General features: G+C 71.6%; 16 protein-coding genes. 1 reads left to right on the forward strand and 15 read right to left on the reverse strand.

The features are described 5' to 3' along the window. Positions 1-3: 3 nt before the first annotated feature. The 14 genes from GTY47_RS09905 to GTY47_RS09970 all read right to left on the reverse strand — a co-directional run bounded on the left by GTY47_RS09905 (position 4) and on the right by GTY47_RS09970 (position 19,818). The gene (locus tag GTY47_RS09905; protein WP_010035087.1) at positions 4-654 is read right to left on the reverse strand and encodes a PIG-L deacetylase family protein; all 651 of its coding nucleotides are present in this window, start codon (positions 652-654) and stop codon (positions 4-6) included. Further along, positions 651-1,445 carry a glucose-1-phosphate cytidylyltransferase gene (locus GTY47_RS09910; RefSeq protein ID WP_010035088.1) on the reverse strand — a complete coding sequence of 265 codons (795 nt, stop codon included), beginning with the start codon at positions 1,443-1,445 and terminating at the stop codon, positions 651-653. The genes GTY47_RS09905 and GTY47_RS09910 overlap by 4 nt, the downstream gene beginning before the upstream one ends. Beyond that, positions 1,442-2,686 carry a methyltransferase domain-containing protein gene (locus GTY47_RS09915; RefSeq protein ID WP_010035090.1) on the reverse strand — a complete coding sequence of 415 codons (1,245 nt, stop codon included), beginning with the start codon at positions 2,684-2,686 and terminating at the stop codon, positions 1,442-1,444. Before GTY47_RS09915 ends, GTY47_RS09910 begins: the two co-directional genes overlap by 4 nt. Next, the gene (locus GTY47_RS09920) at positions 2,687-3,910 is read right to left on the reverse strand and encodes a glycosyltransferase (RefSeq protein ID WP_040902620.1); all 1,224 of its coding nucleotides are present in this window, start codon (positions 3,908-3,910) and stop codon (positions 2,687-2,689) included. A 2-nt stretch (positions 3,911-3,912) separates the two neighbouring features. Further along, complete coding sequence (locus tag GTY47_RS09925; protein ID WP_010035093.1) at positions 3,913-5,160, reverse strand: membrane protein; 1,248 nt, start codon at positions 5,158-5,160, stop codon at positions 3,913-3,915. A gap of 1 nt (position 5,161) precedes the next feature. Further along, positions 5,162-6,685, reverse strand: coding sequence for a right-handed parallel beta-helix repeat-containing protein (locus GTY47_RS09930; RefSeq protein WP_010035094.1), 1,524 nt, complete (start codon positions 6,683-6,685; stop codon positions 5,162-5,164). Positions 6,686-6,693: 8 nt separating this feature from the next. Then, positions 6,694-8,637: an alginate lyase family protein gene (locus GTY47_RS09935; RefSeq protein ID WP_010035096.1), complete on the reverse strand. Its 1,944-nt coding sequence runs from the start codon at positions 8,635-8,637 to the stop codon at positions 6,694-6,696. Beyond that, the gene (locus tag GTY47_RS09940; protein ID WP_010035099.1) at positions 8,634-10,820 is read right to left on the reverse strand and encodes a bi-domain-containing oxidoreductase; all 2,187 of its coding nucleotides are present in this window, start codon (positions 10,818-10,820) and stop codon (positions 8,634-8,636) included. Before GTY47_RS09940 ends, GTY47_RS09935 begins: the two co-directional genes overlap by 4 nt. Before the next feature lie 19 nt (positions 10,821-10,839). Next, entirely contained in the window at positions 10,840-12,774 is a 1,935-nt protein-coding gene (gene asnB / locus GTY47_RS09945) for an asparagine synthase (glutamine-hydrolyzing) (RefSeq protein ID WP_010035102.1), read from the reverse strand. Positions 12,775-12,777: 3 nt separating this feature from the next. Beyond that, positions 12,778-14,331, reverse strand: a complete 1,554-nt coding sequence (locus tag GTY47_RS09950; protein ID WP_010035104.1) for a Wzz/FepE/Etk N-terminal domain-containing protein — start codon at positions 14,329-14,331, stop codon at positions 12,778-12,780. Beyond that, positions 14,328-15,698, reverse strand: a complete 1,371-nt coding sequence (locus GTY47_RS09955) for a Wzz/FepE/Etk N-terminal domain-containing protein (protein WP_010035105.1) — start codon at positions 15,696-15,698, stop codon at positions 14,328-14,330. Before GTY47_RS09955 ends, GTY47_RS09950 begins: the two co-directional genes overlap by 4 nt. Beyond that, positions 15,695-16,960 carry a glycosyltransferase family 4 protein gene (locus tag GTY47_RS09960; protein WP_029180836.1) on the reverse strand — a complete coding sequence of 422 codons (1,266 nt, stop codon included), beginning with the start codon at positions 16,958-16,960 and terminating at the stop codon, positions 15,695-15,697. Before GTY47_RS09960 ends, GTY47_RS09955 begins: the two co-directional genes overlap by 4 nt. Next, positions 16,950-18,266 carry a nucleotide sugar dehydrogenase gene (locus tag GTY47_RS09965; protein WP_010035107.1) on the reverse strand — a complete coding sequence of 439 codons (1,317 nt, stop codon included), beginning with the start codon at positions 18,264-18,266 and terminating at the stop codon, positions 16,950-16,952. Before GTY47_RS09965 ends, GTY47_RS09960 begins: the two co-directional genes overlap by 11 nt. A 73-nt stretch (positions 18,267-18,339) precedes the next feature. Next, a complete protein-coding gene (locus GTY47_RS09970) occupies positions 18,340-19,818 on the reverse strand; it encodes a sugar transferase (RefSeq protein WP_029180837.1) in 1,479 nt (492 codons plus the stop codon). A gap of 417 nt (positions 19,819-20,235) precedes the next feature. Between GTY47_RS09970 and GTY47_RS09975 the strand changes: the two genes are divergently transcribed. Continuing rightward, positions 20,236-20,586: a hypothetical protein gene (locus tag GTY47_RS09975; protein ID WP_010035112.1), complete on the forward strand. Its 351-nt coding sequence runs from the start codon at positions 20,236-20,238 to the stop codon at positions 20,584-20,586. Between the two features lie 18 nt (positions 20,587-20,604). On the opposite strand, the gene GTY47_RS09980 is transcribed toward GTY47_RS09975, so the two are convergent. Continuing rightward, positions 20,605-20,831 (reverse strand): substrate-binding domain-containing protein (locus GTY47_RS09980; protein WP_010035115.1); only part of this gene is annotated, 227 nt, incomplete at its 5' end.

The raw sequence follows: 20,831 nt of genomic DNA on the forward strand, positions 1-20,831 counted from the left end.
GGTTCAACCCCCCAGGTTGAGCGTGAGTTTGGTGACGGCGAACGCTTCGGCGTATCGCTCGTGGCATTCGATGCCCCGGATCCGTGCCAGCCCGAGGAAGGCTTCGCGGTCGTACCAGGGCCGGTGCCGCTGCGAGGGGTAGTGCTCCTGCAGCAGCCGCACCTTCTCTTCGGCGATCTCCGTCGACAGCGGCTGGTACACCGCCGGACGGCCGAGATCGCCGTCCCACTTGACGATCTCGTAGCCGAGCACGAGGTGGTCGCGGAACGCGGTGGGTATCAGCTGTGCCAGGCCGCGGTGGTCCTGGTGGGCGTCGTCGGTGCGCGGGGCCAGGATCAGATCCGGGTCGCTCTGCGCGCGCAGCTCCTCGACCGCGGCCTTGGCCTCGTCCCAGTGCACGGGCATCCGGCCGTCCGGCAGCTTGAGCACGGTCAGCCGCAGGTCGGCGCCCGGGCAGAAGGCGGCGAGCGCGGCCCGCTCCTCCTGCTCCCGATCGGTGCCGCCGCCGGAGAGCACCAGCGCGTCGACACGGAGGCCCGGGCGGGCGTGGCACAGCGTCAGCAGTGTGCCGCCGGCGCCGATGGCGATGTCGTCGCAGTGCGCGCCCACCGCGACGATCCGCTCCGGGCGTCGCCCGGCTCCGAGCCGGATCACGCGCTCACCGCCGCGCTGTCCTGCTCCCACACGGCCCACGGGCGCTCGCCGCGGGCGTACGCCTCGTCGAGCGCGGCCCGTTCCTTCACGGTGTCGGTCGGCTTCCAGAAGCCACGGTGCTGGTGCGCCACCAGCCGGCCGCGCTTGGCCAGTTGGGCGCATCCGTCGGCGACCAGGTCCCCGTTCTCCGGGATGTGGTCGAAGACCTCCTGGCGGAGCACGAAGTAGCCGCCGTTCTCCCACAGCGGCAGCTCGCTCACCGCGGTGATGCCCCCCACCAGGCCGTCCTCGCCCAGGTCCACGCAGTGGAACGAGGACTGCGGCGGCACCACCATCATCGACGCACCGGCGTCGCGCTGCGCGAACTTCTCGATCATCTCCGGCAGCGGGGCGTCGGTGAGCACGTCGGCGTAGTTGGCGAGGAACATCTCGTCGCCGTCCAGGTGGTGCCGCACCCGGCGCAGGCGCTCGCCGATCGGTGACTCGATGCCGGTCTGCGCGAACGTGATCGTCCAGTCCGAGATGTCGGTGGACAGCAACTCGGTCCGCCCGCCCCGCAGCACGAAGTCGTTGGACGTCGTCTCCTCGTAGTTGAGGAAGAAGTCCTTGATGTGGTGGGCGCCGTAGCCGAGGCACAGGATGAACTCCTTGTGCCCGAAGTGTGCGTAGTAGCGCATGACGTGCCAGATCAGCGGCCTGGGGCCGACCATCGCCATCGGCTTGGGCACGTCGTCCGCGGCGCCGCTGCGCATCCGCATTCCGTAACCGCCGCAGAACAGGACGACCTTCATCGCTTGACCTCGACAATGCTCAGTTCCGGGATGGGAAAGACCAGGCGGCCGCCCCACTCGTGCACGAAGGAGAGCTGCTCGGTCAGCTCGGCCCGCAGGTTCCACGGGAGGACGAGGACGTAGTCCGGCTTGTCGGCGGCTATCTGCTCCGGCGGCAGGATCGGGATGCGGGTGCCCGGGGTGAACCTGCCGTGCTTGTACGGATTGCGGTCGACCGTGTACGCGAGCAGGTCGGGCCGGATGCCGCAGTGGTTGAGGAGGGTGTTGCCCTTGCCCGGGGCGCCGTAGCCGACGACCGTCTCGCCGCGCTCGGCGGCCTCGACGAGGAACCGGAGCAGGTCCCGGCGCACCTTTGCCACCCGCGCGGAGAACTCGGCGTACCCGGACAGCTCCTGCAGCCCGGCGGCCTTCTCCCGGTCCAGCACGTCGGCGACGCGCCGGCTCGGCTCGCCGGCCACCTCGGCCGGCCGGGCCCACAGCCGGATGGAGCCGCCGTGCGTGGGCAGCAGCTCGACGTCCACGAGCGCGAGGCCGCCGCTCGCCAGGGCCCGGATCGCGGACGCGACCGTGTAGTACTGGAAGTGCTCGTGGTAGATCGTGTCGTACTGGTTTTCCTCGATCAGGGTCAGCAGGTGCTGCACCTCGATGGAGACCCAGCCGTCGTCGGCGACCAGGGCGCGCAGCCCCTGGGTGAACCCGACCACGTCGGGGATGTGCGCGTACACGTTGTTGGCCACGACCAGGTCGGCCGGGCCGTGTTCGGCGCGCACGGCCGAGCCGGTCTCCGGGCTCAGGAACTCCGTGAGCGTGGGCACACCCGCCTCCCGCGCCGCCGCGCCGACGTTCACCGACGGCTCGATGCCCAGGCAGCGGATCCCCCGGTCCACCACGTGCTTCAGCAGGTACCCGTCGTTGCTCGCGACCTCGACCACGAAGGCGTCGGAGCCATCGGCGCCGAGTCCCACCCGCTGTACGGCGTCGGCGACGAACGTGCGCGCGTGCTCCACCCAGGAGGTCGAGTACGAGGAGAAGTAGGCGTACTCCTTGAACGTCTCCTCCGGCGTGATCAGCGGCGGGATCTGCGCCAGCCAGCAGTCGGTGCAGACCCGCAGGTGCAGCGGGTACGCGGGCTCCGGCTCGTCCAGTTGGTCCGCGGCGAGAAAGCTCTCACATGGCGGGGTCGCCCCCAGATCGACGACGCTCGCCAGCGTCGCCGAGCCGCAGAGTCGGCATCGTGTCATTTACTGCCCCCCATTGATTCGGTCCCCCGTTGCTTCCGACCGACCCGCGATCGCGGTGCGGTACTCGTCAACCAGGCGGTCGAGGCCGACCGCCGGGCTGAAACCCTGTTCGTAACGGCGCCGGGCCGCCTGGCCCATCTCCCGGTTGGCGTCCGGCTCGGCCGCGATCCGGCGTATGCAGGACGCGAGCGAGGCGGACTCGCCCGGCCGGTGCAGCAGCCCGGTGACCCCGTCCTCGACGAGTTCGACGAAGGCGCCGTGGCCGGCGGCGACGACCGGGACCCCCGCCGCCATCGCCTCCACGACCACCAGGCCGAACGCCTCCAGCCACGTCGAGGGGGCCACCACGGCGACCGACCGTGCGATGGCCTTCCGGCACTCCGCCGTGTCCAGCAGGCCGACGTAGCGCACGTCGTCCCGGCCGGCCGCCCAGGCCGTCACCTCCGGCTCCAGCGGCCCCGTGCCGGCGATCAGGAGCGGCACGCCCAGACCGCCGCTCGCCGCGAGCTCGTCCCACGCGGCCATGAGCAGCCGCACGCCCTTGGCCTCCGCGAGCCGGCCGAGACAGAGCAGATGCTCGCCGCCGCCCGCTCGGCGGTCGTCCGGGTCGGGCACGAAGTTGTGCTTCACGACCAGCCGCTCGGCCGGCATGCCGGCCCGCACCAGGACGTCGCGCTGCGCCGCGGAGATGCAGAAGAACCGCTCCACGCCGGACCACCACCGCCGCCGGTTGACCGACAGGCTGACCGCGAGCGGCACCGTCGCGAGGCGGGAGTTGCGGTAGCAGCCGTGCCGTACGGCGGGCACCGGCACCGTGGATCCGACGCACTCGGTGCACGGCCGGCCGTCCCGCTGCAGCGTGCCGGGCGGGCAGACCTGGGTGTAGTTGTGCAGCGTGGCGACGGCGGGCACACCGGCGTCGGCACAGGCGGCGAGCACCGCCGGCGACAGGAGCGGGAAGACGTTGTGGACGTGCACCACGTCCGGCCGCTCGGCGCGCAGCCGGGCGGCGAGTTCCGTGCGGACCGCCGGGTTCCAGGGCACGAGGAGCGGCACCGCGACCTTGCCGAGCAGGGACCGGGCGGCGATGTCGTCGCTGCGCCGCTCGAACACCTCGACCCGGTGGCCGGCCTCGCGCAGCAGCGCCACCTCCTGGTCGACGACCTTGTTCTCCCCGCTCGGCTGCGCCGAGGCGTAGCGGTTGTGCACCACGAGGACGTGCATGCTCAGGTCGCCTCCGGTCTTCGGGCCCATCGCGGGCTGCGTTGTCGAGGGACGTCGGGCGTCGAGCCGTCGTTCGCCGCGGGGGGAGTGGCCGTGGCAGGTGCCGCCAGCAGCGAGGCGGCCACGGCCAGATGCAGCAGATACGGCGAGGCGTCGCCGAGACCGGCCTCGGTGTACGACGCGATCGCGCAGTAGCTGATCAGGAAGATCGCGCAGGCCCTCGACAGCGACGGTGGCCGCAGCAGCGCGACGCCGCCCAGCACGATGATGATCGCCGCCACCAGGGCGACGCCGATCATGCCCTGCTCCTGGTAGACGGCCAGCCAGCTGTTGTCGATCGGCAGCCCGCCGAACGACTTGTCGCCCAGGCCCGCGCCGAACAGGTGCTCCGAGGTCGTCCGGGGTGCTGCCAGCAGGGCGTGCCAGACCTTGGCCCGGCCGGTGAGGTTGGAGAAGTTCTCCTGGCTCTGCCCGCGCAGGAACCACGCCCGCAGCGCGGAGCTGAACGCCACCGCGGCCACCGTGGCGCACACCACCGCCCAGGCGAAGAAGCGGCGGGCGGCGGCGCTGGTCAGGACGAGCGAGCCGATCGCCAACGCCAGCCCGATGAGCAGGCCGAGCGTGGCCGTCCGGGTATGGGTCAGCGCGAGCAGGACGAGTGCCGGCACGATGACCAGCGCCGCACTGGCCCTGTCGGTCCGGCGGCCCAGTACGAGCAGCACGGTGAGCCCGGTGATCACCGCGGCGTACTGCCCGATCTGCGGCGGGGTGAGCGGCCACAACGCGCCGACCAGCCGCCCGCCGTAGAGCTCGGGCATGGCCGCCCCCGGTGAGATGACCAGGCCGGCGGCCACCGACCCGAGGACCACGAAGTACATCCGGATGTGATGCCTGACGAACGTCGGGCCGCCGTCCCACCAGCGGCTGAGCAGCCACAGCGTGCCGACGAAGAGAGCCAGCCGGGCGCAGCGGAACAGCGCGCCGAACCCCGACTCCAGATCCGCGCTGGAGATCACGCTCGGCACCAGCAGCAGGGTGAGCAGGAGCACATAGGCGCTGGCCCGGATGCGCAGCCGGAGATTGACCGCGAGCGCCAGCGCGAACGCGGCGACCAGCGCGCCCATGGTGACCATCTGGATGAGGGAGCGGGGCAGCGGGACGATGGTCTTCGCCCCGGCGGAGCCGAGCGTGTTGAGGACCAGCAGCCCCCACACCGTCCCGACGATCTTCGGCGTGTGGTCCGTCCCCATCTCAACCACCGTCCCGTGCGCGGAACGTGCTGCCCGCGTCCTGCTGGTACGGCGCGCTCTGCCACTGGCCGGGGTCGAGTGTCCGGCTCGGGTCGTGGGCGACGAAGGTCCACGGTCCGACGTAGACGTTGTCGTGCCAGCGGTTGTGCTGCCGGCCGGTGATCGCCTCGGCCACGCGCTCGCCCTGGTAGGGCGACCAGTCCGGATAAGTGCCGTAGTTGGCCAGCACCGCCATGCGGTCGCACTTCACCGTGCAGTCGACGACGGACTTGTCCAGCACGAAGCGGTTGCCGTGGATGTCCACCCGCTGGGTCTTCCACCGGCAGTCGGCGTAGAGCGGTGCGGTGGCGATCGCCGGCTGCGCGCAGCGCTCGGTGTCCTTCACCAGCAACGTGCAGTCACCGGACGAGGTGTTGGCCGGGCTGTTGCAGAACCGGTCGGCGTTTTCCCACAGGGTGATCCCGGACCAGTTGTTCTCCAGCACGTTCCGGTAGATCTCGATCTTGTCCGTGCGGGCTCGGATCCGTGGTTCGCCGCCGGACTCGGACAGGTAGACGGTCGCGAACGGGAAGGTGTCGCCGCGGTCGGCCGCCTTGCGGCCCTCGACCCAGTTGTTCCGCCGGATCGTGTTCTTCCGGATGACCGCGTTGTAGCTCGTCTCGTAGATCAGCGCGGCACCGTCGTTGGCATCGAGCACGTTGTCCTCGATGCGGAAGTCGTTGTTGTTGGTGTCCGCCCACAACCCGGTTCCGCGGTTGTCGTGCACCCAGTTGCCGCGTACGTCGGCGCCGTCGACCGCCCAGAACTTGATGCCTCCCGTGCAGCCGCAGCCCTTCCGCCGTCGCTCCCAGTCGCCGGTGTTGTTGCCGACGATCTCGTTGCCTTCGACCACCAGGTCGCTGATACGGCCTGTGGCCTTGTACGCGTTCATGCCGTACTGACCGTTGCCGCGCAGACAGCTGGCACGGACCCGCTGGCGGGCACCGGCCATCAGTCCGGCGCCGGAGTTGTTCTGGATCGTCGCGTGCTCGATCACCCACCCGTCGGCCGAGTCATGGTTGACCACGCCCTCGTTGTGCGGCGCGACGAAACGCTGCACGGTCAGGTAGCGGATGGTGACGTCGCTGGCGGCGCCGCCGAACGCGTACTGGTTCTTCTTGCCGCCGTCGAGCACCGCACCCGGCGCGCCGAGGTAGCTGTTCCCCTCCTTGGGGATGACCTGGGCGTAGCGGTCCGGGTCGAGCCTGTGCTTGCCCGGTCGAAGCCAGAACGTGGTGTTCGGGGGATTGCTCTTGGTCTTGGCAGCCAGGTCACCGGTCACCGCGGGGTCGACGGTCACCGCGCCCGCCGGCGCCTTCGCCGGCCCGGCCGCGGGCTTGGCGCACACCCGGGCCACAGGCGGTGACGACGGCGCGGCGGTCGGCCTTGCCTGGGCGTCCGTCGTACCCTCACAGCCGGTCGCCGCCAGCAGGGCCAGCGCGAGCGGTGCCGCCGCCGACGCCCAGTGCCGTCTCTTGCTCCCCACGCGCCCCCCTAGCCGCCGAACCTGAGTACGGTGGTGAAGCCCTCCACGCCGCCGGCGAAGCCGGTGCCGACCAGCGTGGTGGTGGGTTCCTTGCGGCCGAAGCCGGCGGAGTACCAGCCCAGCGGCGGGTCACTCTCGCCGCGATGCGCCCGCCAGTTCAGCTGCCCGGGCAGGTCGAGCACCGCGGAGCGGTCCTCGCCGTCCCGGGTCCAGGTGAGCACGGCCCGGTTTCCCACGAGGTCCGCGGTGATCGCCGGGCCCAGGTGGAACGCCAGTTGCACGGCCCGGCGCGGTCCGCGCACCTCGTCGACCACCCTCAGCTCCCGGCTCGCGGCCGTCAGCTCCACCCGGCGGCGGTGCACGGAGGGCTGATAACCGTCGTGCTCGGCACACCAGCGGGCCACCCCCTCGCCGGATGTGTCCGCGACCAGGACGCGGCTCTTGGCGTGCCGCGTCCACAGGAACGGCCCACCGGAGACGGACTGGTCACCGCCGTCCAGCTGCAGGGTGTTGTGGCCGAGGGTCGAGCGGAAGTACTGCCGCCACTCCGGCTGCCCGTGGTAGCAGAACGTCCCCGGGTCGGCGAGCACGTCGATCCCGTCGTGCCGGACCTCCACGGACAGCGCGTCCGCGTGAGCATGCGCGGCGATGGACAGGAAACCGTGCGGACCGCCGTCGCAGCGGCACCAGATCCCCTCCGGACCGCGCAGGATGGTCATGCCCGCGTCGGCGAAGTGGGCCGGTCGGCTTGCCGGGCGGGACACGGACGGTTCAGTGGGCTTGATGAGCGCGGCCAGCAGCGGGGTGCGCACATCGGTGCCGGTCACCGCCGGCCACCAGGCGAGCCGGCCGAACACCGCCTCCCCGGTGCTGAGCAGCGAGGCCCAGCGGTCGGTGCCCTCGCCGTCCACGACCAGCCCGTGTCCGTCGTCCGCGTCCCCCTGGCGCGGCGGCCGGAGCCGGCTGTCCACGATCGCCGCGAGCGCGTCGGTCATCCGCAGCAGCACCAGCCGGATCGACGGGGGGACCGGCACGCCCGCGGCATCCGCCTCGGCCACCGCGGCCAGGCCGAGCTCCAGCACGAGGCCGTGGTACTCGGAGGCCAGCTCGCGGTTGAGGCCGGACAGGAAGGTGTTGCCGCGCAGGTGCCGCTCGAGGGACCGCAGCGCTCCGGTCCGCCAACGCGCCGAGGAGGGGAACCACCCGAACGCGCAGGCCGCCGCGAGTTGCCCGGCGGCCTCGGCGATGACGTGGTTGTTCGCCGAGGACCCCCTGCTGGGGAAGGCAGCCAGCCAGCGCTGGTGGTGCCAGATCTGCTTCAGCGCCACCGGGTTGTCCTCGAACAGCCCGGCCGCGCCCGGCCAGCCGTCGAGCAGCCTGCGGATCCACACCCACGACAGCAGCCGGATGCCCAGCTCGATGCCGCTGATCCAGTGCACGCCGCGCAGCGGTGGGTTGGCCGCCCACCACGACCGCAGGTGCTCGGCCACGCGCTCGGCGTACCGCTCGTTCCCCGTGACCGCGTAGGCGGCGGCGAGCACGGTGAGGTACTGGTGCCGGGACAGCTCCCAGATCTGCTTGATGTCCCCGACCGCGTCCTCGTTCCGGTACGGCACGTCGAAGGCGTAACCCGCCGGGGCCCGGCGCCCGGTCTTCGGGTCGCACCACCAGTCCGGGTCGGTCAGGTCGTCGCGGACCACGCCGAAGTACTCGGCGTGCCCCGCCATCAGCCGGTCCGCTTCGGCGATGAGACGCTTCGCGGCGTCCGGTGGCACCGCGGCGATCGTCCCGGCGGGCAGCACGGCGGTGAACCGGGCGCCGGTCACGCTCGGGCAGTCGGGCCGCGCCGAGCGCCACCGCCGCCTGCGCACCGCGTCCCCCACCCGGCCCGCGACCTCCTGCGGTCCCATCCGGGACAGCCGCCGCAGGTACCAGCCCGCGCTCATGGTCATCGGGGCCTCGCCAACGTCACCGGCGCACCGCCGGCCAGGCCGGCCTGCACGGCGAGGGTGGCGGCCGTGGTGGCGACCAGTGACTGAAGCGGCACCGGCATCGGCCCGCCGGTCCGTACGGCCTTGACGAACGCGGCCAGTTCGGCGTTCTGGCCCTTGTCCCGGGCCTTGGGCAGCCGCGAGCTGACCCACCGCTTGCGGTCGTACACCGAGGCGCGGACGAAGTCGTCGAGCCGCAGCGCCTTGCCGTCCGCGACCAGGTCCAGCGTCTCCTTGGGGAGGCCGGCCGGGCCGGTGGTGACGTAGCTGATGGTGGCGGTGGACCCGTCCGGGTAGCGCAGCACGACCTGCAGGTCCTCGTTGCCGGACGTGGCGGTCGCGTACACCGACACCGGGTCGGCGTCGAGCAGCCAGCTCGCCGTGTCGATGAAGTGTCCGCCCTCACCGGCGAACCGCGAGCCCTCGGTGCCCTGCTGGAGGTACCAGCTGCCGTGTTGCAGCCGGCCCGCGTTGACGAGGTAGCGCAGGCTCGCCGGACCGGTCCGGGCGCCGAACCGCTTCCTGGCCTCCTGCAGCAGTGGCGCGAACCGGCGGTTGAAGCCCACCTGCAGCCGGTCGTTGCCCGACTCCTCCACCGCCGCGAGCACACCGGCCAGCTCGTCCTCGGTGAGCGCCAACGGCTTCTCCACGAACACCGTCTTGCCGGCCAGCAGCGCCTTGCGGGTCAGTTCGGCGTGCGAGCTGTGGCGGGTGACCACGAACACCGCGTCGATGGCCTTGTCGCCGAGTACGGCGTCGAGGTCGGTGGTCGCCTCGGCGAAGCCGAACTTGCGCTGGGCGTTGGCGGCGGACAGCGCGGTCGTGGTGACGACGGTCGACAGCTCGACGCCGTCGCGCTGTGCCAGGTGCGGCAGGAGCATCGACGTCGCGTAGTTCCCGGCGCCGACGAACGCCAGCTTCACCGGCGTCCTGGCGGCGCGGGCCGGGCTCGGCTTCAGGCCTTTGGTGGACACAGCGGGCACGGCCACCGCAGGGGCCTTCGCCTCCGCTTCCCCCGCTTGTCCGGGGTACCGGAACAGCGCGGTGATGGCCTTCAGCTCGCCGTCCTTCAGACGCTGGTAGGTCTCGACGGCGTCGTCGAAGTCGGCGACGTGGGAGATCAGGGGCTCCACGTCGACCTTGCCGCGGGCGGCGAGGTCGAGGAAGCAGGCCAGGTTGCGGCGCTCGGTCCAGCGGACGTAGCCGATCGGGTAGTCGCGACCCTCCAGTTCGTACGACGGGTCGTAGCGCCCGGGGCCGTAACTGCGGGAGAAGCGGACGTCGAGTTCCTTCTCGTAGTACGCGTTCCACGGCAGGTCGAGGCGGCACTTGCCGATGTCGACGACCCGGCCGCGGTCCCTGGCCAGCTTGGCGGCCAGCTCGACGGGCTGGTTGCTGCCGCCGCCGGCGGCCAGGTACACCTGGTCCACGCCGTGACCGTCGGTGAGTTCGGCGACGGCGTTCTCGACGGCGGCGGAGGCGGGGTCGCCGCAGGCCGCGGCGCCCAGGCGCTCGGCGAGTTCGCAGCGTGCCGGGTCGGGGTCGGCGCCGACGACGCGGACTCCCGAGGCGGCGAGGAGCTGTACCACCAGCTGTCCGATCAGCCCGAGGCCGATGACCAGTGCCACTTCGCCGAGCTGCGGCTCGCCCTGGCGGACGCCCTGCAACGCGATGGAGCCGACGGTGCCGAAGGCCGCGTGCCGCGGCGCGAGGCCGTCCGGCACCGGGGCGTAGAGGTTCTTCGGCACCCAGTTCAGCTCGGCGTGCAACGCGTGCTCGTTGCCGGCGCAGGCCACCAGGTCGCCGACCTTCACGTCGTCGATGCCGGCGCCGACCTGCTCGACCACCCCGCACAGCGAGTAGCCCAGCGGCGTGTAGGAGTCCAGCTTGCCCATCACCTTGCGATAGGTGGCGGGCACCCCGTTGGTGGCCACGCTCTGCATGACCTTGGCCACCTGGTCCGGTCGGGATCGGGCCTTGCCCAGCATCGACATGCCGGCCTCGGACACCTTCATCAGCTCGGTCCCGGTGGAGATCAGCGAGAAGGCGCTGCGGACCAGCACACCGCCCGGCTTGCACCCCGGCACCGGCACGTCGAGCACCGCCAGCTCGCCGCTCTTGTAGTTCTGCACAACCTGCTTCACCCGAACTCCTCTGAATTTCCTAAGCCGTCAACCGAGTGCTCTGGCCGGACCCAGAGGTCGCGTCGCGATACCAGTACTCGAGCGTCAGTACGTGCCACAGATGCTTGGAGAAGTCCCGCTGCCCGGCGGCGTCCTCGGCGACCATCCGCGCCAGCGCGTCGCGGCGCAGCAACCCGGAACGGACGAGCTCGCCGTCGTTGACCACCTCGCGCACCAGCGGTGCCAGATCCCGGCTCATCCAGGCCCGCAGCGGGGCGCTGAACAGGCCCTTGGGCCGGTACACGATCTCCCGGGGCAGGACCGAGGTGGCCGCCTCCTTGAGGACGGCCTTGCCCTGCCGTCCGACGATCTTGCGATCGCCGGGCACGGCGAACGCCGCCCTGACCACCTCGACGTCCACGTACGGCACCCGCACCTCGGTCGAGGCGGCCATGCTGGAGCGGTCCGTGTACGTGAGGTTCAGGCCCGGCAGGAACATCCGGGCATCGGTCAGGCACATGCGGTTGACGAAGTCGTCGAGGTCGTTGTCCTGGTAGACGTCCGCATGCTCGGTCAGCACGTCGTCGACCGTCCCGGCCAGGTCCGGGTCGACCAGGGCGAGCAGCTCGTCCTGGTCGTACATGGTGTAGCTGCGCCGGAACGCCGTCTCCTCCGGCAGATCCGCGAAGGAGAGGAACCGCTTCGCGAAGCGCACCGACCGGTACCCCCGGCGGGCCGTCGCGACCGGCAGCCGGTCCACGGTCGCCGACACCCCGCGCCGCAGCGGCCGCGGGACACGCTGGTAGCGCAGCGCGAGCAGGTTGGCCAGGTGCTTGCGGTACCCGGCGAACAGCTCGTCGGCGCCCATCCCCGAGAGCATCACCTTGACCCCGGCCTCCCGGGCGGCCGTACATATCAGGTACGTGTTGATCGCAGCCGGGTCGCCGATCGGCTCGTCCAGGTGGTACGTCATCTCGGGGAGCAGATCGAGCACGTTCGGGGCGATCTCGATCTCGTGCAGGTCGACGCCGAACCGCCCGGCCACCTGCCGGGCGTAGCGCAGGTCGTCCGGCATCGCCTCGAACCTGGCGTCCTCGGCGCGGAACCCGATCGTGTAAGCGGAGATCCCGGGTTGGTGGCGGGCCGCCAGCGCGGTCAGGTAGCTGGAGTCGAGCCCGCCGGAGAGGAAGGTCGCCACGGGTACGTCGGAGAGCAGGTGGCGCCGGGTCGACTCCTCGACGACGGCGGCCAGGTCCGGCCGCTCGCCGGCCCGGGCGCGCTCCCGGCCCTCGGCGGCGACGTCCTTCAGGTCCCAGAACCGGCCGCGCTCCACCCGGCCGTCGGGCCGGCACCGCAGCCAGCTCCCCGGCGGCAGCTTCTCCGCCTCGCGGAACGCGCACCGTGAGTCCGGCACCCAGTAGTACAGCAGCGAGGAGACCAGCGCCGCATGGTCCACCTGCAGCGAGCCGCCGGTCGCGGCGGCGAGCGCCTTGAGCTCGGAGGCGAACACCAGGCCCTCGCCGCGCCGGAGCAGGAACAGCGGCTTGATGCCGAGCTGGTCGCGGGCGAGCACCAGTTCACCGGTGCGCTCGTCGAAGATCCCGAACGCGAACATGCCGCGCAGCCGGGGCAGGCAGTCCGTGCCCCAGCGCCGCCAGGCCTCCAGCAGCACCTCGGTGTCGGAGGTACCGCGGAAGCGCACCCCGGTGGCTGCCAGCTCGGCACGCAGCTCGGGCGCGTTGTACAGCTCGCCGTTGTACGTCAGGGCGAGGCCGTCCGAGACCATCGGCTGGGCGCCGGTCTCGGACAGGTCGATGATGGCCAGCCGGCGGTGCCCGAGGTGCACTTCGCCGTCACCGGCGGGGTGGCCGTACCGGCCCGCCCCGTCCGGACCGCGGTGGGCGAGGGTGTCGGTGAGCCGGTCGGTCACCAGCTTCCCGTCCGGCCATAGGTACGTACCTGCGATGCCACACATGTCCTACCGCGCCTCCTGGTCGTTGTCCGGGACGCGTGCGGCCCACATCGGCAGCCGTTCCGTCCGCAGCCGGCCCTCTCCCACCGCCTGGACGGCGTGGGAGGTACCCCCACCGTTCTCCCGGGCCGTCCGCTCGCTCCGGCCGCGCAGCGCGGTGTGCAGCCCGTCCCACAATGTGCCGTCGGTCCGGTCGCGCGGATCGGGGTCGATCAGCACCACGCCGATCACCGGAATGTGCTGGTCCGCGAGTTGCCGCGCCACGGTGTGCAGCCATGCGGCGCTGCCGTGCCCCGCCCGCACGACGAGCACGGTCCGGGTGCCGAGGTACTGGAGGTCGGTCCACGCCGTGCCGGGCGCCACCGAGCCGACGCCTATCCGGCGCTCCTCGGGCGACGCGGCCGCGGCACGCTCGCCGCTGATCACGGTCGGATCCCCTGGCTTGTGGCGGCGGCCTGCGAGTTGCGGGCCGGGCAGACCGTCGATGACGGTCACCGGCCCCTCCGCCGCCATGGCCCGGGCGAGGTCCAGGGCGATCACGCTCGTGCTGCGCGCACAGCCCAGTTCCAGCAGCGACACCGGTTCCGCGGAGCCGCGCGCGATGCGGGCCAGGGTCGCGGTGAGCCGTTCGCGTGTGGCCCGGGTCCGTCGGCGCTGCCACAGCCTGCCCGACCGGCGGGGCAGCTCCGCGATGACCGAGGCGCCCAGGTTCGCCGCGATGTCCCGGCGCAGTACGGGGCGATCCGCCACCACCGTGCCGACCGCGGCCAGCGCGAGCCCGAGGACGAGCCCGAGGACGACCCCGATCGCGGCGTCGGTGACAACGGCCTTGGGCAGGGAGTGCCGCACCGCGCGCGGGGCGTCCACGATCTGCGTGCCGGCGACGACCTGCGGCGTGCCGGTGCGCGCGTCCGCGGCGCGCTGGTCGAAATCGGCGATGCGCGAGTTGAGTTCGGCCCGGCGGGCGAAGAGCGACTCGATGCTCGCCGACGCCTTCGGGTCGCTGTCCGGCGACCGGTCCCCGATCTCCTTGTTGACCCGGGCGAGTTCGTCCCGCATGCGGTCACGCTGGTCGATCAGGGCCTTGGCCTCGGCCTGCGCGGTTTCCCGCATCCGCCGCACATGGTCAGTCACGAACGCGTCGGCCAGCGCCTTGGCGCGGGCCACCGCCGCCGTGTCGCTGTCACCTGTCACCGTGATCTGCAGCAGGTTGTTGGTCAGGCCGGTGCCCCGGTAGTCCCGCATGAAGTCCTCGGGCTTCTCCCGGGACTTGAGCGACTGCAGGGCCTTGCCGGCGATCCGGGTGGTCTGCAACAGCTCGACGTCGGTACGGATCAGCGTTCCGGTGTCGTTCGGCTGGTCCTCCTCGTGCGCGACCAGCACCTTGGTCACCGCGGTGGGCGGCGGCGGCAGCAGGACCGCCACCGCGGCGCCGACCAGCAGGCCGAGGAGCGCCAGGGCGTACCAGAGGCGGCGGCGCCTGCGCACCGCCACCACCAGCGCCTGCAGATCGAAAAGCGGAGTGGCGGTCGGCGACTCCGACGTCGTGCCCGTCGTCACACCGAACCTCCCGTCGCCTGGCCGCGAACCGCGAGCGTGAGAGTGGCGTCATCCGGAGGATGGCCGGCCGACCGCGTCTCAGGGGCGCGGACCGTGCCGGCGACGACGATGCCGACGACCTCATGCCTGCCGTCCGCGCACGCCTCGGCGATTCCGGCGAGCTCCTCAGCGGTCCGGCTGCCCGCGCTCAGGACGACCAGGGCACCGGACTCGGTGACGCGGTCCGGCACGATCGGCCGGTCCACCGACACCTCCACCACTCGCAGCTGCGGATCGCTCTCGGCCTCGGCGACGAGCCGTCGGGCGGCCCGGCGGGCGATCTCGTCGCCGTCCGGTACGACCACCAGCAGCCGCCGGGGGGCGGGCAACTGGTCCCGGAGGCGAGCGCACACCCGCCGGTAGCGGATCCGTCTGCCGGCCTCGTCGCCGGACCGCTGCGGGGCCGGCAGGTCCCACCGGGTGTCGACGCCGAGAAGCCGGCGGATCCGGGCCCGGGGGTCTCCGTCTTCCGGCCGCTGCGCGCCGTGCGGTTCCTCGGGCACGTCGACGGTGCCCAGCAGCGTCGAGCCGAGCGCCGCGGCGATCTCCGGTTCGGTGCGCAGCCGGCGACTCATCCGTGCGGCGGCGAGATGGCCGATGATCGTGAGCAGGAAGAAGACCAGCGCCCCGGCGGCGACGAGCTGCATCCGCGTCGGCGGTGCCTCGCCGGTCGGACGGGCCGCCGGCCCCATGACGACCATGCCGGCCTTGTCGGTCGCCGGGTCGGCCTCGTCCAGCTTCTTCATGGCCTCCAGCAGCGTGGTACGCAGCTTCTCGAGTTCGGTACGGGCCTGCACGCTCTCCACGGTCTGCCCCGGATCGGCCGCACGGGCCAGGTCGGTGATGCGGCGGTTGGTCTCCGCCACCCTCTTGCGCAGCGCCTCGGTCCCCGTGGCCGCTTCGGGGTCGGTGCTGCCGCCCGCGATCCGCGCGGCGAAGGTGACGAACTGCTGGGCCACCTGGTCGGAGAGCCGCTGCGCGCGCTCCGGGGTGTCGGCCGTACCCGAGATCTTGATGATGTTCCCGTCGGCGGCCTTGGCGCTGACCCGATCCCGCAGTTCGGCACCGCTGACCCCGCTCCAGCCGAGCGCGGCGCCCGCGCGGTCGACCACCGCCGAACTGGTCGCGATGTCCACCTGAGTCAGCAGTTCGCGCTCTTCCCACTGGCCCGGCAGCAGTACCGACGCCGATGTCGTGTACCGCGGCGGAAACAGCACCGAGGTGCCGTAGCCGACGAGCGCGCCCACCACGGTGAGGAGGGCGAGAAGCCGCCACCTCCGACGGAGAATCCGTCCGATCGTGACCAGGCGGATCGTGTCATCGCTCAATGCCGCGGCCTCTTCCCTGTGCGGACCGGGTCGCTCGCCGACACCGGAGGGTGGTCACGGCAGGCAGCGGCGTAGGCGGCGAGCAGCGACGCTTGCGAGTTCCGCCAGGAGAGCGGCCCGCTGATCCGCTCCTGGCCGATCTCGCCCATCCGGGCCCGCTTCTCCGGATCGTCCAGCAGCAGCCCGATCAGCTTGGCGAACTGGGCCTCGTCGTTGGCGGGCGCGTAGACGGCGGCGTCACCGGCGGAGACGCGCGCCTCCTTCAGGTCGAACGAGACGATCGGCCGGCCCATCGCCATGTACTCCAGGACCTTGTTCATGGTCGACACGTCGTTGAGCGGGTTGCGCGGGTCGGGCGAGAGGCACACGTCCGCGGTGGACAGGTAGCGCACCAGGTCGGCGTCCGGAATGCGCCCGGTGAACTGCACCTGCTCGGAGAGACCGAGCCGCCGGGACAGCTCCACCATCGCGTCGAAGGCGTCACCGGCGCCGACGAACACCGCATGCCAGTCGGTCCGCCCGACCTCGTCGCGCAGCTTCGCGAGGGCGCGCAGGGCGTAGTCGACGCCGTCCTGCGGGCCCATGACACCGAGGTAGCACAGCAGATGAGGCTTGCCGCGCTTCAACTCCGGCTCGGGCGGCACCGGTCGGAACCGCTCGATCTGGGGCGCACTGCGCACGACGAAGACGTCCTCGGGGCGCCTGCCGCCCCGGCGCACCGCGACGTCCCGGTAGCTCTCGTTCGTGGCGAGCACGATGTCCGCGGCCCGGTAGGTCCGTCGTTCCAGCGCGCACACGGCGCGGTAGAGCAGGTCTTCACCGCGGTCGAACCGGGACAGGTACAGCTCGGGCACCAGGTCGTGCTGGTCGAAGACGAACCGCGCACCGCGTCGCTTCAGCCACAGTGCCGGCAGGAACAGCAGGTCGGGCGGGTTGCAGGCGTGGACCACGTCGACCGGGCCGACCTTCCGGGCCAGCCGGGCCGTGTGCCACAGCGCCGATCCGTACTCCCGCAGGTAGCCGGCCGGCCCTCCGGTGGCCGCGCGCAACGGGTAGCGGTGGATCCGGACCCCGTCGATCACCGCCTCCGGTTCCGTGTCCCGCTTCTCCCCCCGGGGACAGATGACGTGCACCTCCCAGCCCGCGTCGCGAAGCGTCGTGCACTCCTGCCACACCCGCCGGTCGAACGGCACCGACAGGTTCTCCACCAGGATCAGCGCGCGCCGGCCCGCCCCGTCGCCGCTGACTGCGTCACCAAGCAAGGCCCACGTACCCCGGTTCGGTCCGGCGCGCCTCGGCGTCGGGAAGGCGGATGAGGTCGACGATCACCGGGCCGTCCCCATGGGGCAGCGCCGACAGCACAGCCGGGTCCCTGGTCCCGACCAGGACCACCTCGGCGTGATCGAGCACCTCCTCGACGGAATCCGCGAGCAGTTGCGCGAGGTGCGGCAGCCGGGTCTCGATGTACTCGCGGTTGGCGCCGAGCAGCCGGGAGAGGCTGACGTTGGCGTCGTGGATCCGCAGGTCGTACCCCTTGCCGAAGAGCTTCTCCGCCAGCTCGACGAGCGGGCTCTCGCGGAGGTCGTCGGTGCCGGGCTTGAAGGACAGCCCGAACAGGCCCACCCGGCGCTTGCCGGTGCGCTCGACCAGCTCCACCGCGCGCTGCAGATGGTCGGAGTTGGAGGGCAGCACATGGGCGAGGATGGGCACCGAGACGTCGGCCCGCTGCGCCGCGTGGACGAGGCTGCGCAGGTCCTTGGGCAGGCAGGAGCCGCCGAAGGCGAAGCCGGGCCGCAGGTAGGCGGGGCTGATGTTCAGCTTGCGGTCGGCCAGGAACACGTCCATCACCTGGTGCGAGTCCACTCCGAGCGCCTGGCACACCGCGCCCAGCTCGTTCGCGAAGCCGATCTTGAGGCCGTGGAACGCGTTGTCCGCGTACTTGATCGCCTCGGCCGTCGGGACCGGCACCCGGAACACCTCGCCGGGCAAGCCCTCGTACAGCGCCGCCACCGCGTCGCCGCTCGCCGGGTCGAGCTCGCCGATGACGGTCTTGGGCGGGTCGAAGAAGTCCCGCACGCTCGTGCCCTCGCGCAGGAACTCCGGGTTGACCGCGACCCCGATGTCCACCCCGGCCGTGCCGCCGACGTACTTCTCCAGGATCGGCACCAGCAGGTTCAGGCAGGTGCCGGGGAGCATGGTGCTGCGGAACACGACGGTGTGCCGGCCCCCCTGCTCGGCCAGTGCGGCGCCGATCTGCTCCGTGACCCGTTCCAAGTACGTCGTGCACAAACTGCCGTTGGGCTCCGACGGCGTGCCCACGCAGACCAGTGACACCTCGCTGCCCATGATCGCTTCGCGGACGTCGCCGGTGGCGCGCAACGCTCCGGTCCGCACGACCTCGGCGATGAGCTCGCCGATCCGCTCCTCGACCACCGGGGCCTTGCCGTCGTTGACCAGGTCGACCTTCACCTGGTTGACGTCCACCCCGATGACCTCGTGCCCCATGCTGGCCAGGCACGCGGCCGACACGCAGCCCACGTAGCCGAGCCCGAAAACGCTGACTCTCATGACCCGTTCCTCCCCCCAGGCAGGCCCCTACGGCCTGCGGTCCGCGCGCCGGCCGTTTGACGACCCCCGCGCATCAGTAGGCCCCCTGCCCGTGGAGCACCGCACGCAGCGTCTTCCACAAGATCACTGTGTCCAGGGCGAGCGACCAGTCCTCCACGTACCGCAGGTCCAGCCGGACCGCCTCCTCCCACGACAGGTCGCTGCGTCCGCTGATCTGCCACAGGCCGGTGAGCCCGGGCTTGACCAGCAGTCGCCGCCGGATGTCCGGGCCGTACGCGGCGGACTCCTCCGGCAGCGGAGGCCGCGGACCGACGAGCGACATCGATCCGGTGAGCACGTTGAAAAGCTGCGGGAGCTCGTCGATCGAGTACCGGCGCAGCACCGCTCCCACCCGGGTCACCCGCGGATCCCGGCGGAGCTTGAACAGCGGGCCCGCGCCCTCGTTGCGGTCGGCCAGCTCCGCACGGGCCCCGTGAGCCCCGGCGACCATGGTGCGGAACTTGAGAATGGTGAACTCGCGGCCGTCCTTGCCGACCCTGCGCTGGCGATAGAACGCCCCGCCCCGGCTGTCCACCAGCACGAGCAGCCCGACGAGCACCATCAGCGGCGCGAACAACATCAGCAGAAACGTTGCGCCTACTCGGTCGACCACCCCTTTGACCACCCGGCGGCCCCCGGTGAAGGCCGGCATGCTGACCCGCAGCAGCGGGATCCCGAGCACCGCGTCGACGTGCAGCCGCGGGCCGGCCACCTCCATCAGCACGGGCGCCACGACCATCTCGGTGTCGCTGCCTTCGAGGTTCCAGGCCAGCCGCTGCAGCCGGTCCGGTGACCAGTGCGGGTCCGGTGTGACCGCGACGACGCGGTAGCCGTCGTGGCGGACGTGCTTGGCGACGTCCTCCAGTTGACCGACGACCGGCACTCCGTCCAGTTCGTCACCGTCGAGCCCGCGGCCGTCCGTCGTGCACACCGCCTCCACCCGCCAGCCGATGTGCGGGAACTTGCGGGTCCGGGTGATGAGATCGCGCACGGTGTCGGGGCTCCCGGCAGCGAGCACCGGTCTCAGGCACCGTCCTTCCTTGCGCTGTTTGTGCAGCCAGAGGCGCAGCAGATACCGCGCGGTCATGGTGACGAGCGCGATCGCGGGAATCGCGACGAAGATCCAGAGCTTGATGTTGCGCGAGGTCAGGGCGATCCCGCCGAGCGCCAGTACGACGGTCGCCGCGAACAGTGAGCGTCCGAGCCGGCGGAATTCCTCGGCGCCCTGGCCGAGCACGGCCGGAACCCACGCCCGGCCCACCGCGAGCGCACACAGCACCAGCAGCTCGGTGCCGAAGGCGAGAATTCCCCACTTCTCGTGCCAGTTGGCCGCGTCCCGGGCTCCGAAGAAGTTACCGATCGCGGCCACCACGAAGGCGGTGGCCGCGGTGTCGCTGATGATCACGGTACGGCGGTACCGCTGCTCCCAGTCGGTCGCGGGCCGGCTGACTGCCCCGTTCGCCAGACGCCCGCGCGCCGACGGAAACGGGTCGACCAATTCCCCCTGATGCACAGGACCCCCCCAGGTCGCCAGTGGTTCGAGGTGTTCGCCTCACACTGCTACTGCGCCGGGAGGCGCCCCCGCCTCCCGCGCCGTGCTGTTCCTCCCCTCGGGAGGCCCCCGCCCCCCGCATGACTTCCCGGTTGCTTCAGCGCTGCGTGAACAACCCACCCTGGAGGCAGCGGACTCGCATGTCCTGCCCCCCTTCCGGGCTCCAGGAATTGATCAACCCCACGTCCGGCGCGGGGGAACGCGACTGCTGGTTTTTCGTAGCGCCGGACCTATAGATCCTTACTGGTCGCCTCGTGTTCGAACAGCTGAAGCACGGTCAATCTAGACCATGGGAACCCAGTGTGTAGAGAGGATGTGTGTAATTTGTGTTCATGCTTTGAGACAGGATTCACCGAGCGTGCGGTCTAGGCTGCGCCCATGGAGCAGCGAGAGATCATGCAGAAGGTCGTCGGGATGCTCACCGAGGCACTGGAGGTGCGGCGGCAGGTCCGCGAGAACCCCGGTGGGCAGGTCGCACTGACCGGGGCTGTCTCCGCGCTTCTCGCAGAGACCCTGCCGCGGATCCGGCTTCCCGCGGATGCCGGCGGCCGCGCGGCCGCGGACCTCATCGCCGAGGAACTGGGGCCCACCCTCGTGAGCATCGCCAACTGCTTCTCGTTCGCCTTCGTCCAACTCGCCGAAGTCCATGACGAGGGACGCACCGACATCTCCGCCGCCGACGTTCTTCGCGGCATCTCCCTGCGGTTCGCGAACGAGGCGGAACAGTGAACCAACTCCGCGCCCCGGTCACGCCTCCCGGGCGCCGGACGCGGGTTGTTCGCCCGATCCGCGGACGATCAACCGGGTGGGTACGGTGACGGTGCGGGCACGGGAGCGGTCGCCGTCGAGCCGGGCCAGGGCGGTGGCCGCCACTGTTCTGCCGATCTCCTCGGGGTCCTGGGCGACCACGGTCAGGGCCGGTTCGAGTGCCTCGGCGAGGGAGACGTCGTCGAAGGCGACGACGGCCACGTCCT

It is taken from the genome of Streptomyces sp. SID5464 (genome assembly GCF_009862985.1).
GTDB classification, from domain to species: domain Bacteria; phylum Actinomycetota; class Actinomycetes; order Streptomycetales; family Streptomycetaceae; genus Streptomyces; species Streptomyces chartreusis_D.